A 13235-nucleotide genomic window follows, 5' to 3' on the forward strand; every position below is an offset into this window, starting at 1 on the left:
CCGGGCATGTTCACACACGCTCGGCCCGATTCACGCATGGGAGAGTGACGACGTGGCCAAACCCTTCAAGACGCTGGACGACATGGGCGATATCGCCGGCAAGGCCGTGCTGGTCCGCGAGGATCTGAATGTGCCGATGTCGGAAGGGTCGGTGAGCGACGACACGCGCCTGCGGGCCGCCGTGCCGACGCTGCTGGAACTGGCGGACCGGGGCGCGAAAGTGCTGATCCTCGCGCATTTCGGTCGCCCCAAGGGCCAGAAGTCGCCCGATCTCTCGCTCAGCCTCGTCACGCGCGGGCTGAGCCATGTGCTGGGCCGCGACGTGCAGTTCATTCCTGACTGCCAGGGCGAAGCGGCAGCTGCCGGCATTGCGGTTATGCGCGGTGGCGACATCGCCATATTGGAAAACACCCGCTTCCATGCGGGCGAGGAGAAGAATGATCCGGCGCTGGCCGATGCTATGGCCGCGCTTGGCGACATGTATGTGAACGACGCCTTTTCCGCTGCCCATCGCGCGCACTGCTCGACCGAGGGCCTTGCTCATCGCCTTCCGTCCTTCGCCGGTCGTTCGATGGAAAAGGAACTGGATGCGCTCGAAGCCGCGTTGGGCCAGCCGGAGAAGCCGGTCGCGGCGGTCGTGGGCGGCGCCAAGGTTTCGACCAAGCTGGCCGTGCTCGAAAACCTCATCGCCAAGGTCGATCATCTCATCATCGGCGGCGGCATGGCCAACACCTTCCTCGCGGCACGCGGCGTCGATGTGAAGAAGTCGCTGTGCGAGCATGATCTGGTCGATACGGCCAACGAGATTTTCGAGAAGGCCGAAGCAGCGGGCTGCACCCTGCACCTGCCCTATGACGTCGCCGTCGCGACCGAATTCGCTGCCAATCCCGCCAGCTACCGCGTGTGCAACGTGAACGAGCTGGCCGATGGCGAAATGATCCTCGACGTGGGACCGGCCGCCGTCGAGGCGCTCGCGGACGTTCTCAAGACCTGCAAGACCCTGGTGTGGAACGGCCCGCTCGGCGCGTTCGAGCTGACGCCCTTCGACACGGCCACCGTTGCGCTGGCCCGCACCGCCGCGGCGCTGACGGCGGAAAGTTCGCTGGTGTCAGTTGCCGGCGGCGGCGATACGGTCGCCGCGCTCAATCATGCCGGCGTGGCAGCGGACTTCTCGTTCGTTTCGACGGCGGGCGGCGCCTTCCTCGAGTGGATGGAAGGCAAGGAACTGCCGGGCGTCGCGGCGCTTACGCGCGGTTGATCAACGCGAGCGAGCGGGAGCCGTTGGCGCCCGCTCGTTCATCAGCGGAATGATTACGCGGTTGAGTTGATCGAGGTCGAAGGCGCCGGTGGCGGCATAACGAACGCGTCCGTCGCGCCCGATCACGAAGTTTGTGGGGAGCGCGCCCAGATGGCGATAGGGGCCTTTCACCCGTCGAACCATCGGGATGGTCATCCCGGCCAGCATTTTCTTGAGCTTGGGGAGCGGCACGGAATCTTCTGTCGCCACGGCAAAAACGCGCAGCCCCTTGTCCTTCAGGATGTCGTGAAAGGCGTCCAACGTCGGCAGTTCCTTGATGCATGGTCCGCACCATGTCGCCCAGAAATTGAGGACGACGACTTGCCCTTTGAGATCGGCCAGCGAAACCGAGCTTCCATCAGCCAGCATCAGCGTGAACGCTGGCGCTAGGTCGCCCACCTTGATCTTTTGAGCGTGGGCTGGCCGGGCCACGCTCATGCCGATGATCGCAATCAGTGCGGCAACGGCCGCGAATTTTGAGCGCATCGATCGTCCCCCCTTCCAACCATCTTTCGTTCCGGGCAGTGCGCCCGTCAAGATGGTTGACCGGCTTGCAATATGCGGCGCAGGCGCGGCATAGGCGTGCCACACAGCACCGCCGATTTTGGCACCACTTCGAAAAACAGGACAGGATGATGCAGGACTCCGACATGACCGAGAAGATTGCCAAGGGGCAGGGCTTCATTGCCGCGCTCGACCAGAGCGGCGGTTCCACGCCCAAGGCGCTGAAGGGCTATGGCATCGAAGAAAACGCCTATTCGGGCGATGAAGAGATGTTCGGCCTGATCCACCAGATGCGTAGCCGCATCATCACCTCGCCCGCCTTCACCGGCGAGAAGGTGCTGGGCGCCATCCTGTTCGAGAAGACCATGGACGGCACCGTGGACGGCAAGCCGACGCCGGCCGCGCTCATCGAACGCGGCGTCGTGCCGTTCATCAAGATCGACAAGGGCCTGGAAGACGAGGCCAATGGCGTGCAGATGATGAAGCCGATGCCGGAGCTGGACGCGTTGCTTAAGCGCGCCAAGAGCCTTGGCGTGTTCGGCACCAAGGAGCGCTCGGTTGTCAATCTCGCCAACCGCGAGGGGATTGCCGCCATCGTCAAGCAGCAGTTTGAGATTGGCCAGCAGGTGCTGGCGGCGGGCCTGATGCCGATCATCGAGCCGGAAGTGAACATCAAGAGCGCCGAGCGGGCGCAGGCCGATCAGATCCTGCTGGAGGAAATCCTCAAGGCGCTCGATGCACTGCCCGAGGGTCAGCAGGTGATGCTCAAGCTCTCGATTCCCGAGAAGGCCGGTCTGTTCGGTCCGCTGGTCGATCATCCCAAGGTGCTGCGCGTCGTCGCGCTTTCGGGCGGTTACAAGCGCCCCGAGGCGTGCGCCGAACTGGCGAAGAATCGCGGCATGATCGCCAGCTTCAGCCGGGCTCTGCTGGAGGATCTGCGTCATCAGATGAGCGATGAGGCGTTCAACGCCTCGCTCGCCAGCGCGATCGACGAGATCTACGAAGCCTCGACGGACAAGGTCGCGGCCTGACGCGCACGACGGGGCGGCGCCCAATTGCGCCGCCTGCGGTCTCCACCCGATGACAGAGGAAGGGCGGCTCCCTATCTTGGGCGAGCTGCCCTTTTTCATCTGGAGGATGACCATGACCGCGACGACGACTGCATTGGACGAAATTCCGCTCAAGACCATCAAGGGCGATGATGCGTCGCTGGGCGATTACGCCGGCAAGGTGCTGCTGATCGTCAACGTGGCGTCCAAATGCGGCCTCACCCCGCAATATGAGGGGCTGGAAGCGCTCTATCGCAAATATAAGGACGATGGCCTCGTCGTGCTGGGCTTTCCCGCCAACGATTTTGCGGGGCAGGAGCCGGGCTCCAATGAGGAGATCGAGAGCTTCTGCACAACCAATTTCGGCGTGGACTTCCCCATGTTCGAGAAGGTGGTCGCTACCGGGCCGGACAAGCACCCGCTGTTCGCGGCCCTGACGCAGGCGCAGCCGGAGGCGCGCAACGATGGCGCGTTCCGTGAGCGTCTCAAGAGCGGCAACCGCACGCCGAACGATCCGCCGGAACTGCTCTGGAATTTCGAGAAATTCCTCGTCGGACGCGATGGCACGGTGCTGGCGCGCTTCTCGCCGGATACAAAGCCGGACGATGGCGACCTCGTCGCTGCGATCGAGGCGGCCTTGTCGGGTTCCGCCGCCGCCGGTTGACCGCGCGGCCACCGGGCTTATGGGGGCGGAATGACCGAGACCACACAGGCGCTCAGCCTTCCGCCCTGCCAACTCTACCTGATCTCCCCGCCGGTGATCGGAGAGGATTTCGCCGCTCGCCTTGCCGAGGCGCTGGATGGTGGCAGTGTCGCCGCGTTTCAGCTTCGCCTCAAGGGCGTGAGCGAGGAAGAAGTCGCGCGGCTGGCCGAACCGCTCCAGCGCCTGTGCGCGGAGCGGGATGTCGCCTTCATCGTGAATGACAGCATCGCGCTGGCCCAGCGCCTCGGCGCCGATGGCGTTCATCTGGGGCAGGGGGACGGCGACCCTCGCGAGGCCCGACGCTTGCTCGGCCCGTCCGCTCAGATCGGCGTGACCTGTCATGACAGTCGTCATATGGCGATGGAAGCGGGTGAGGCTGGGGCTGATTATGTCGCGTTCGGGGCCTTTTATCCGACCACCACCAAGGAAGTCAGCCACCATGCGGAACCGGACCTGCTGCGCTGGTGGTCGTCCATCTTCGAAATTCCGTGCGTTGCCATCGGCGGCATCACTGCCGACAATGCAGCGCCGCTGGTCCAAGCCGGTGCCGATTTTCTCGCGGTGAGTGGCGCGGTGTGGAACCACCCTGATGGGCCGCGCGCCGGTGTTTCCGCCTTTGCGAAAGTGCTTGGGTGATCCTGACACGCGGGCTTTCCGCCCTTGGCATCGCGGCCCTGTGCGTGGCGGCGGGGCTAATGGGTGCGGCCGCCGCGGCCGGTGAACCGACCGAGACCGCCCGGGTCGTTCTTCCATCCAGCCTGCCGATTGCGCGCGATGGCTGGGTGACCGACGCTGCGGCGCTGTTCACCCCCGATCAGCGTCACCAGATCGAGCGCCGTCTGGTCGCGCTGCAGGCCGCGACGGGGCGGGAAGCCATCGTCGTCACGGTGCCGTCCCTCGATGGGCAAGATATTGCCCGCTATGCGAGCGAGGTTGGGGATCGCTGGGCCGTGGGTGCGCCGGGGGCGGAGGGGATCGTGATCCTGCTCGCGCCGAGAGAACAGCTGGTCCGCATCGCGGTCGGGCAGGGCCTTGCCGCCGCCATTCCGGATGATGACTGCCAGGCGATCATCGACACGGTAATGCTGCCACAGTTTCGCAACGGGCTTTTCGCGGCCGGGCTGGTCGCCGGGATCGCCGAGCTGGAAGGCCGGCTCTAGCGACGCCGGGATCAGGCGTCGCCGACGACCATGTCCCGGGTCGGTTCGCCCGAATGCTTGAGCATGTCTGCGATGAAGCTCTGCATGTTGTGCAGGGACTCATCGTAATTCTTGTCGATCACCGACATGCGGACAAGCAACCCGTCGGCAAGATAGCCGGCGATATTGGCCTTGGTCATCGCGATGCGCTGCATAAGCCAGCTTTGCGGGAAGTCGGAACCGATGCGCGTCCAGTAGAGGATGTTCTCGTTGCGCGAGCCGAGCACCGCCGTCACCGACCGAGCCGGAATGACTGTCTGATGGCCTGCGACATCGACCGGAAGACTGATGGGTTCGCTATGCTCGATCGCGAAGCCCCCCGCATAATAGCAGATTTCGGGGCGGTGGAGCTGGACGTTGTTCAACTGCTTGCTGTTGTAAGCCGCCAGGAACATCACGCACACGCCCTTGGAATTGACGTAGGTACGCGTGAGAATGTGTTGATAGAGCTTGTTGGCAAGGTCGCTCTCGGGCGGCAACACGAGCTCGCTGACCGGGAGCGTCTTCCAATCGCCGAACGCCTTGGGGAACAGGGCCTCGAACTGCTTGTCGGACAGATCACGATAGCGCTGTTGTGGCTCGCGCGCGACGGCAAGGCCGCTGACGGCCAGCATGGCGCCGCCCATGAGGAGATGGCGACGGCTAAGTGTGCCCGGGGTAGGCTCGCTCTCTACCGTAACTGAATTTACGTCGTCCGCTGCCACTGCACCCTCATTCCTTGGCTCTGTCGCGCAGAATAGCAGCTAAGAGCGGATTTCCAAACTGCAAGCGCCATAGCGGCAAATTCCTGCCAAAGCCTTTCTGATTCGGCCTCTCCGTGCGTCCACCGCAGGCCCGGATGCCTGCCTTCTTGTCTTAACCGGCGGATTTCGTTAAGGAGCCGCTGTTCCGGCGCGGTTGTCCAACTGCCCGGGCGCCCTGACAGTCCTGGATTTTCACTGTCCAAGGATAGACGCTGGTCGGCGAGGTTTCGCCCACCGGCGCTTTGTGCGTTGTGGCGTTTTGGTTGGTTTTTCAGCGGCTTCTGCCGCAATGAGGTGGTGATGTTCGATAGTCTGAGCGATCGGCTCGGTGGGGTGTTCGAGAAGCTTCGGGGGCGCGGCGCGCTCACCGAGGCGGACGTGCGCGCCGCGATGCGCGAGGTCCGAATCGCCCTGCTGGAAGCCGACGTCGCCTTGCCGGTCGTGCGCGCGTTCGTCGACAAGGCGACCGAGCGCGCGGTGGGGTCGGACGTTCTGCGCTCGGTCACGCCGGGGCAGATGGTCGTCAAGATCGTCTCTGACACGCTGACCGAGACATTGGGCGCCGAGACCAGCGAGCTGCTGATCGACGTGACGCCGCCGGCCGTCATCATGATGGTCGGCCTGCAGGGCTCGGGCAAGACCACGAGCACGGCCAAGCTCGCCAAGCGCCTCAAGGAAAAAGAGCGCAAGAAGGTGCTGATGGCGTCGCTCGACGTCAATCGCCCGGCGGCGCAGGAGCAGCTGGCCGTTCTCGGCACGCAGACCGATGTCGCGACGCTGCCGATCGTGCCCGGCCAGCAGCCGGTGGATATCGCCCGCCGCGCGCTCCAGTCCGCGAAGCTGCAGGGCTTCGACGTGCTGATGCTGGACACGGCCGGCCGCCTGCATGTCGATCAGGCACTGATGGACGAGATGAAGGCGGTCGCGGACGTGGCCACGCCGGCAGAAATCCTGCTGGTCGTCGACAGCCTGACCGGTCAGGACGCCGTCAACGTCGCCAAGAGCTTCACCGAGCAGGTGCCGCTCACCGGTGTGGTGCTGACCCGCATGGATGGCGACGCGCGCGGTGGTGCGGCGCTCTCCATGCGTGCCGTCACTGGCCAGCCGATTAAGTTCGCCGGCACGGGCGAAAAGCTCGATGCCATCGAGCCCTTCCATCCCGCGCGGGTCGCGCAGCGCATCCTTGGTATGGGCGACGTCGTCAGCCTGGTCGAGCGCGCGGCGGAGACGATCCAGCAGGAAGATGCCGACAAGCTGGCCAAGCGCATGGCTGCCGGCAAGTTCGATCTCAACGATCTGCGCGCCCAGCTCAGCCAGATGCAGCGCATGGGCGGCCTCGGCATGCTGGCGGGCATGATCCCCGGCCTCAAAAAGGCGCAGGCGCAGATGACCAATGCCGGCGTCAACGACAAGACACTCGTTCACCTCGATGCACTCATCGGCTCGATGACGCTCAAGGAGCGTGAGCGTCCGGAATTGCTCAACGCCAAGCGCAAGATCCGCGTGGCCAAGGGCGCTGGGCTTCAGGTGCAAGACGTCAACCGTCTCCTCAAGATGCACAAGGAGATGGAAACCGCCATGAAGAAGATCAAGAAAATGGGCGGTCTCAAGGGACTGGCCAAGATGTTCGCGGGCGGCGGTGGCGGCGGCGGGCTGGGCGGTTTGCTCGGCGGTGGCGGCGGTGCGCCGGGAGCGGGGCAGGGCGATCTCAGCGCGCTCAAGGGACTTCCGGGGATGCCGGACATGCCCAAGCTTCCGCCGGGTTTTCAGAATTTTCTCAAGAAGTAACGCAACGAATTTCAGGTTAAGAGTTCAGAAGAAAGGTAAGGTAAGTTACAGATGGCAACCAGCATTCGCCTGTCGCGCGGTGGCTCCAAGAAGCGCCCCTATTACAAGATCGTGGTGACGGACAGCCGCTCGCCGCGCGATGGCCGCTTCATCGAGCGCATCGGCAGCTACAACCCGCTGCTCGCCAAGGATGACGAGAAGCGCGTCGTGCTCGACACCGAGCGCGCCAAGCACTGGGTGAGCGTCGGCGCCCAGCCGACCGACCGTGTCGCCCGCTTCCTCGATGCCGCAGGCGTCAAGGAGCGCGCCGCGCGCAACAACCCCAACAAGGCAGAGCCGGGCCAGAAGGCCAAGGACCGCGCCGAGGACAAGGCCACCAAGCTGGCCGAGGCCGAGGAAGCCCGCAAGGCTGCGGAAGAAGCCGCCAATGCTCCGGCTGACGAGCCGGCTGCTGAAGCCCCCGCCGAGGAAGCACCCGCTACCGAGGCTGCCGCTGAAGAGCAGGCCGAAGGCTGATCTTGCCCGTGGATCGTCCCGTCACGCTCGCGGCTGTCATCGGCGCGCATGGCGTGACGGGGGAAGTGCGTCTCAAGCTCTTCGGCGATGGGCCGGAGAGCTTGAAGCGCTACAAGAGCTTCGAGGCGGGCGGTCGCACCCTCACGCTCAAGACGGTACGCGATGGCTCGAATGGCGCCGTCGCGCGCTTTGCGGAAATTACCGATCGCAATGCCGCCGAAGCCTTGCGCGGCGTGGAACTCACCGTTCCGCGCTCAGCGCTGCCCCCGCTCGAACCCGGCGAATATTATCATGTCGATTTGATCGGCCTGTCCTGCGTTGCCGAATCGGCTGAAGCGGTGGGGACGGTCGTGGCTGTCGAGAATTTCGGGGCCGGTGACGTCATCGAAATCGAGAAGCCCGGCGGAAAACGGTTCATGGTCCCCATGCTGCCGGAAGCGGTGCTCGACTGGAACGAGGAAAGACTTGTCCTGAGCAGTCTTTTCCTTGCAGACTGACAGGACATTCCGCTTCGGCGAATGAGGACGGGCCTCTTGCTTGCCCACATGGATCGGTCTCGATCGATCACCTCCAAGAGCGCAGGGCCGCATGAACGCGATTGTTTTGGACAATGAGGGTATTGGCTGCCTGCCCGCGCCGGATTGTCCGTTGTGCGGCGAATCGGGCACTCAGCACTATCGCGATCTGCGCGATCCGATGTTCGGCGCGCCGGGACGCTGGGGGCTGAGGATCTGTCGCAACCCGCACTGCGGCTCTGGGTGGATCGACCCCATGCCCACGCCGCAGAGCCTGGCGACGCTCTATCAATCCTACCATACCCATGACCAGGCACCGGTAATCGTGGCGCCGGAGGGGGCCGCCTCGCATGCGCCGGCTTTGCGCTATCGACTTCTGGGCCTGCTGCCCTGGTGGAAGCATCACTACCAGTCGGGCCTCAATTACTTCGCGCACCGTAAGCCCGGCGTCATGCTGGATGTCGGCTGCGGGTCCGGCGGGTTCCTGCGGTCGATTGTCGAGGCGGGCTGGAGCGCCGTCGGCATCGACTTCGATGAACAGGCGGTCGCTGTGGCGTCGCAGGTGCGCGGCGCACAGGTCTTTGCGACCGATATTTTCGATCCGCGATTCGATGGGAAAAAGTTCGACGGCATCCTGCTCGACAATGTCATCGAGCATGTGCCCGAGCCGGGTCGCACGATCGCGCGGTGCAGTGAATTGCTCGCACCCGGCGGGCGGCTGGTGATGATCACGCCGAACGTCGATGCGCTGGGGCACCGCCATTTTGGGGAACATTGGCGGGGGCTGGAAACGCCCCGGCATCTGCATCTGTTTACCCGGCGCGCCCTGAGAAAACTCGCGGTCAGCAATGGTCTGCGGTCTGCCAAGGTTTTTGCCAAGCCCAGCTCGCGGCAGTTCAATTTCATGGTGGGCGCGTCGGAAGAGATCATGCGGACGCGCGGGCTGCGCACGAGGCGCTGGCCGGTCGCGAAACGTCTCCTGCGGGTCAAGTCTCTCCTCTCTGCGCTTCTGGGCGGCGGGGAGGCCGAATTTCTGGTGTGCATCGCCGATCGTCCCGCGCGTCCCAAATCCCGCTGATCGCCTTTAAATCATGACCTTCACCGCGCAGATTCTCACTTTGTATCCGGAGATGTTTCCCGGGCCGCTCGGCATTTCGCTTGCCGGTCGGGCGCTGGGGGAGGGGGCGTGGTCCTGCGCACCCATCCAGATTCGCGATTTCGCGACGGACAAGCACAAGAGCGTGGACGATACGCCGGCAGGCGGCGGGGCAGGCATGGTGCTGCGCGCCGATGTGCTTGGGCGGGCGGTCGATCATGCGCTGGGTGCGCGCCCGGACCTGCCGGTTCTGGCGATGACGCCGCGCGGCACGCCGATCACGCAGGCGCGGGTTCGCACGCTGGCCGAGGGGCCGGGCGCCACGATTCTGTGCGGGCGCTTCGAAGGCTTTGACGAACGCCTGTTCGAAGGGCGGCCGATCGAGCAGGTGTCGATGGGCGACATCATCCTCTCGGGCGGAGAAATCGGCGCTTTCATGCTGCTGGATGCTTGCATTCGCCTGCTTCCCGGCGTAATGGGCGCGGCTTCTAGCGGTGTCGAGGAGTCGTTCGAGAACGGCCTCCTTGAATATCCGCAATATACCCGACCTGCTGAGTGGGAAGGGCGTATGATCCCTGAAGTGTTGCGATCGGGGGATCATGCGAAGATCGCCGCCTGGCGGAAACAACGGGCGGAGGATGACACACGGTTACGCAGGCCGGACCTCTGGGAGCGTTACAGGAACGCTCGGGACTGACCTGCCTCTGGCGCGCGACGCAGACGAAGGAAGACAGGACAGATGAACCTGCTGCAGACCATCGAGGCGGAAAACATTGCCGCCATCTCAAAGGATATTCCGGATTTCCGTCCGGGCGACACGCTGCGCGTGGGCGTGAAGGTCGTCGAAGGCGACCGCACCCGCGTCCAGAACTTCGAGGGCGTGTGCATCGCGCGCTCGAACAAGGGCATGGGCTCCAACTTCACCGTGCGCAAGATCAGTTTCGGTGAGGGTGTCGAGCGCGTGTTCCCGCTTTACTCGCCGAACGTGGACAGCGTCACGGTCGTCCGCAAGGGCGTCGTGCGTCGCGCCAAGCTCTATTATCTGCGTGGCCGCACCGGCAAGCGTGCGCGTATCGCCGAGCGTCGCGACACCCGCGAAGAGGCATAAGCCTTATGGGCGCGGTGACGCGCCCAAAGCCATCAGGCGATGGCGAGCGATCATCCCGCGGGATGATGTGAGCGGAGGCCCAAGGGCCTCCGTTTTCGTTTGTGGGGTGCTGGCATCGCGCCGCATTTGCGGCGGGCCGGGGAAAGTTCGCTTTCTATTCTCGCCTGGCGCCGTCATCATGCCCCGATGAGCCAAGCCGATGCGATCGCGCTGGAGAGCGTTGCCAAGAGTTTCGATGGCGGTCGGACCTTCGCCACGCATGATGTCGATCTGCATATTGCAGCGGGCACCTTCGTGGCGCTCGTGGGCGCCTCCGGCTCGGGCAAGACGACGCTGCTCAAGTGCATCAACCGGCTGATCGAGCCGGACAGCGGTATCGTCCGCATCCACGGCGAGCCCGTGAATGACCGGCCCGCTTATGAAGTGCGGCGGGAGATCGGCTATGTGTTTCAGGGCATCGGCCTGTTTCCGCATCTGAGCGTCGCCGAGAATATCGGCCTGACGCCGCGCCTGCTCGGCTGGCCGGCGCAGGATGTCGCCCGCCGCGTGGCCGAGCTGCTGGCGCTGGTCGAACTGCCCGAGGATTATGGCGTGCGCATGCCTGATGCGCTCTCGGGCGGTCAGCGGCAGCGGGTCGGGATCGCGCGAGCGCTGGCGGCAAGGCCCGGCATCTTGCTGATGGACGAGCCGTTCGGGGCGCTCGACCCGATCACCCGCGACACGCTCGGCCGCGCCTGCCGCCGCCTGCACGAGACGCTGGGCCTCACCACCGTGCTGGTGACCCATGACGTCTTCGAGGCCGTGCTGCTCGCCGACCGGATCGTCATGCTGGAGGGCGGTCGGATCATTGCCGACGATACCCCGCACCGGCTGCTGACCGATCCGCCCAACGAGGCCGTGCGCGCGCTAATGGCGATGCCTATGCGGCAGGCCGAACAGGTCCGCCGCCTGATCGCCGTCGGGCCGGACGGGACCGGCTGAGCGATGGACAGCTCCCTCTCCAGCGCGCTGCGCGTGCTCCCGGAATATCTGGGCTTTCATGTGCTGCTGAGCGCGGCCGCGCTGGGGCTGGGCATCCTGCTCAGCCTGCCGCTGGCCATCGCCGCAAGCCGCAGCGCGCGACTGCGCTGGCCGGTGCTCTCCTTCGTCAGCCTCGTGCAGACCATTCCGGGGCTAGCGCTGATGGCGCTGTTCTACCCCTTATTGCTGGCGCTCTCGCTGCTCTCTTTGCGGCTGACCGGGCAGGGCTTCTCGGCGCTCGGCTTCCTGCCTGCGCTGCTGGCGCTGACCCTCTACTCCATGCTGCCGATCGTGCGGAACATCGTCACCGGCATCACTACGCTCGATCCGGCGCTGATCGAGGCGGCGCATGGCGTCGGCATGACCGACCGGCAACGCCTCTTGCAGGTGGAGATGCCGCTGGTCGCCCCGGTCGCCATGGCGGGGGTGCGGACCGCCGCTGTCTGGGTGATCGGCACCGCCACGCTGGCGACGCCGGTCGGGCAGACGAGCCTTGGCAATTATATCTTCTCCGGCCTCCAGACCGAGAATTGGGTGTGGGTGCTGTTCGGCTGCGGCGTCTCCGCGGCACTGGCGCTGGCCGTGGATCAACTCCTCGGTCTGATCGAGACGGGGATCGCCCGGCGCGCGCGCAGGCGCATCTGGGCGGGGGCGCTGATCCTGTGCCTCGGCATCGCCACGGCGGCGGCCAGCGTGTTCGCCCCGGCAACGAGGGGCGGTTATGTCATCGGCGCCAAGAACTTTACCGAGCAATATATCCTGGCCGATCTTATCGGCCAGCGGCTGGCGGATGAGGGCGGCACGGCCACCGTGCGCAGCGGGCTGGGATCGGCAGTGGTCTTCCGGGCGCTCGCGCAGGGCGATGTGGACGTCTATGTCGATTATTCCGGCACGGTCTGGGCCAATGTGATGGGGCGTACCGATCAGCCGGGGCGCGCCGCGATGCTGGCGCAGATGGCGGAGTGGTTGAAGCGCGAACATGGCGTGACGCTGGTCGGTCCACTCGGCTTCGAGAATGCCTATGCGCTGGCGATGCGGGCCGACAAGGCGCAGCAACTCGGCATCCGCTCGATTGCCGACCTCGCGCCCTACGCTCCACGCTTTGTCATGGGCGGCGATTTCGAGTTCTTCACGCGGCCGGACTGGACGGCGCTGACGCAAGGCTACGGCCTGCGCTTCGCGCGGACGCGCGAATATCAATCCACCTTCCTATATCGGGCGGTGAAGGATGGGGATGTCGATGTGATCTCCGCCTTTTCAAGCGACGGGCGCATCGCGGCGGACAATCTGCTGGTGCTCGCCGATCCGCTGGAGCGCATCCCGCCCTATGACGCGATCGTGATGGTGGCGCCCGGCCGCGAGACGGATGCGCGGCTGATGGCGGCGCTCAAACCGCTGATCGGCGCCATTCCGGTCGAGCAGATGCGCGCGGCCAATCTGATGGTCGACCGCCCGGATCGTCCGGTTGCCCCGGCCGTCGCCGCCCGGTGGCTGATGGAGAGGAACGCAGGGCAGGGCGACCAATAATCGCGGCCCAATCATCGCCCGCCAATAATCGGAGGGCGGCCTACCTTTGCTCTTGGCCGGCTGCATCAAAACTGATAGCGGACCTTTCCACGCACCCGTAGCTCAGCTGGATAGAGCGTTGCCCTCCGAAGGCAAAGGCCACTGGTTCGAATCCAGTCGGGTGCACCAAA

General features: G+C 64.9%; 15 protein-coding genes and 1 tRNA gene. 14 read left to right on the top strand and 2 right to left on the bottom strand.

Annotated elements, in window-relative coordinates:
* Window positions 1-52 precede the first annotated feature (52 nt).
* Window positions 53-1258, top strand: a complete 1206-nt coding sequence (locus M2331_RS04525; protein ID WP_181559170.1) for a phosphoglycerate kinase — start codon at window positions 53-55, stop codon at window positions 1256-1258.
* Here M2331_RS04525 and M2331_RS04530 read toward each other — a convergent pair whose 3' ends face one another.
* Complete coding sequence (locus M2331_RS04530) at window positions 1259-1783, bottom strand: TlpA family protein disulfide reductase (RefSeq protein ID WP_181559171.1); 525 nt, start codon at window positions 1781-1783, stop codon at window positions 1259-1261.
* 149 nt (window positions 1784-1932) lie between these two features.
* On the opposite strand from M2331_RS04530, the gene M2331_RS04535 reads away from it, so the two are divergent.
* The 4 genes from M2331_RS04535 to M2331_RS04550 all read left to right on the top strand — a co-directional run bounded on the left by M2331_RS04535 (window position 1933) and on the right by M2331_RS04550 (window position 4713).
* Complete coding sequence (locus M2331_RS04535) at window positions 1933-2832, top strand: fructose bisphosphate aldolase (RefSeq protein ID WP_181561363.1); 900 nt, start codon at window positions 1933-1935, stop codon at window positions 2830-2832.
* Between the two features lie 112 nt (window positions 2833-2944).
* Complete coding sequence (locus tag M2331_RS04540) at window positions 2945-3514, top strand: glutathione peroxidase (RefSeq protein WP_181559172.1); 570 nt, start codon at window positions 2945-2947, stop codon at window positions 3512-3514.
* A gap of 30 nt (window positions 3515-3544) precedes the next feature.
* Window positions 3545-4189, top strand: a complete 645-nt coding sequence (thiE, locus tag M2331_RS04545) for a thiamine phosphate synthase (RefSeq protein ID WP_181559173.1) — start codon at window positions 3545-3547, stop codon at window positions 4187-4189.
* The gene (locus tag M2331_RS04550; protein WP_181559174.1) at window positions 4186-4713 is read left to right on the top strand and encodes a TPM domain-containing protein; all 528 of its coding nucleotides are present in this window, start codon (window positions 4186-4188) and stop codon (window positions 4711-4713) included. Before thiE ends, M2331_RS04550 begins: the two co-directional genes overlap by 4 nt.
* Window positions 4714-4724: 11 nt before the next feature.
* Here the strand turns inward: M2331_RS04550 and epsI are convergent, their stop codons facing one another.
* On the bottom strand, window positions 4725-5456 hold the full coding sequence (gene epsI / locus M2331_RS04555) for an exosortase-associated protein EpsI, V-type (RefSeq protein ID WP_413716066.1): 732 nt from the start codon (window positions 5454-5456) through the stop codon (window positions 4725-4727).
* Window positions 5457-5795: 339 nt separating this feature from the next.
* Between epsI and ffh the strand changes: the two genes are divergently transcribed.
* The 9 genes from ffh (at window position 5796) to M2331_RS04600 (ending at window position 13233) form a co-directional block, all read left to right on the top strand.
* On the top strand, window positions 5796-7283 hold the full coding sequence (ffh, locus tag M2331_RS04560) for a signal recognition particle protein (protein WP_181559176.1): 1488 nt from the start codon (window positions 5796-5798) through the stop codon (window positions 7281-7283).
* Between the two features lie 51 nt (window positions 7284-7334).
* A complete protein-coding gene (gene rpsP, locus M2331_RS04565) occupies window positions 7335-7799 on the top strand; it encodes a 30S ribosomal protein S16 (protein ID WP_181559177.1) in 465 nt (154 codons plus the stop codon).
* A 2-nt stretch (window positions 7800-7801) separates the two neighbouring features.
* Complete coding sequence (gene rimM, locus M2331_RS04570; protein ID WP_181559178.1) at window positions 7802-8296, top strand: ribosome maturation factor RimM; 495 nt, start codon at window positions 7802-7804, stop codon at window positions 8294-8296.
* A gap of 91 nt (window positions 8297-8387) precedes the next feature.
* The gene (locus M2331_RS04575; RefSeq protein ID WP_181559179.1) at window positions 8388-9392 is read left to right on the top strand and encodes a class I SAM-dependent methyltransferase; all 1005 of its coding nucleotides are present in this window, start codon (window positions 8388-8390) and stop codon (window positions 9390-9392) included.
* Between the two features lie 13 nt (window positions 9393-9405).
* Window positions 9406-10107 (top strand): tRNA (guanosine(37)-N1)-methyltransferase TrmD, encoded by a 702-nt coding sequence (trmD, locus tag M2331_RS04580; RefSeq protein WP_181559180.1) that lies wholly within the window; start codon window positions 9406-9408, stop codon window positions 10105-10107.
* Window positions 10108-10149: 42 nt separating this feature from the next.
* Entirely contained in the window at window positions 10150-10518 is a 369-nt protein-coding gene (gene rplS, locus M2331_RS04585) for a 50S ribosomal protein L19 (protein ID WP_181559181.1), read from the top strand.
* 186 nt (window positions 10519-10704) lie between these two features.
* Window positions 10705-11499: an ATP-binding cassette domain-containing protein gene (locus tag M2331_RS04590; protein ID WP_181559182.1), complete on the top strand. Its 795-nt coding sequence runs from the start codon at window positions 10705-10707 to the stop codon at window positions 11497-11499.
* A gap of 3 nt (window positions 11500-11502) precedes the next feature.
* Window positions 11503-13065, top strand: coding sequence for an ABC transporter permease/substrate-binding protein (locus M2331_RS04595; protein WP_181559183.1), 1563 nt, complete (start codon window positions 11503-11505; stop codon window positions 13063-13065).
* A gap of 91 nt (window positions 13066-13156) precedes the next feature.
* A tRNA-Arg gene (locus tag M2331_RS04600) sits at window positions 13157-13233 on the top strand.
* The last annotated feature ends 2 nt before the right edge of the window (window positions 13234-13235 follow it).

Origin of the sequence: Sphingobium sp. B10D7B (genome assembly GCF_025961955.1) — a bacterium.
Classification (GTDB): Bacteria; Pseudomonadota; Alphaproteobacteria; order Sphingomonadales; family Sphingomonadaceae; genus Sphingobium.

Coding starts and splice junctions, on each gene's coding strand:
- trmD (WP_181559180.1), top strand. CDS start 9,406: ATGACCTTCACCGCGCAGATTCTCACTTTGTATCCGGAGATGTTTCCC.
- M2331_RS04540 (WP_181559172.1), top strand. CDS start 2,945: ATGACCGCGACGACGACTGCATTGGACGAAATTCCGCTCAAGACCATC.
- M2331_RS04595 (WP_181559183.1), top strand. CDS start 11,503: ATGGACAGCTCCCTCTCCAGCGCGCTGCGCGTGCTCCCGGAATATCTG.
- M2331_RS04530 (WP_181559171.1), bottom strand. CDS start 1,783: ATGCGCTCAAAATTCGCGGCCGTTGCCGCACTGATTGCGATCATCGGC.
- M2331_RS04590 (WP_181559182.1), top strand. CDS start 10,705: ATGAGCCAAGCCGATGCGATCGCGCTGGAGAGCGTTGCCAAGAGTTTC.
- M2331_RS04535 (WP_181561363.1), top strand. CDS start 1,933: ATGCAGGACTCCGACATGACCGAGAAGATTGCCAAGGGGCAGGGCTTC.
- ffh (WP_181559176.1), top strand. CDS start 5,796: ATGTTCGATAGTCTGAGCGATCGGCTCGGTGGGGTGTTCGAGAAGCTT.
- rplS (WP_181559181.1), top strand. CDS start 10,150: ATGAACCTGCTGCAGACCATCGAGGCGGAAAACATTGCCGCCATCTCA.
- M2331_RS04575 (WP_181559179.1), top strand. CDS start 8,388: ATGAACGCGATTGTTTTGGACAATGAGGGTATTGGCTGCCTGCCCGCG.
- rpsP (WP_181559177.1), top strand. CDS start 7,335: ATGGCAACCAGCATTCGCCTGTCGCGCGGTGGCTCCAAGAAGCGCCCC.
- thiE (WP_181559173.1), top strand. CDS start 3,545: ATGACCGAGACCACACAGGCGCTCAGCCTTCCGCCCTGCCAACTCTAC.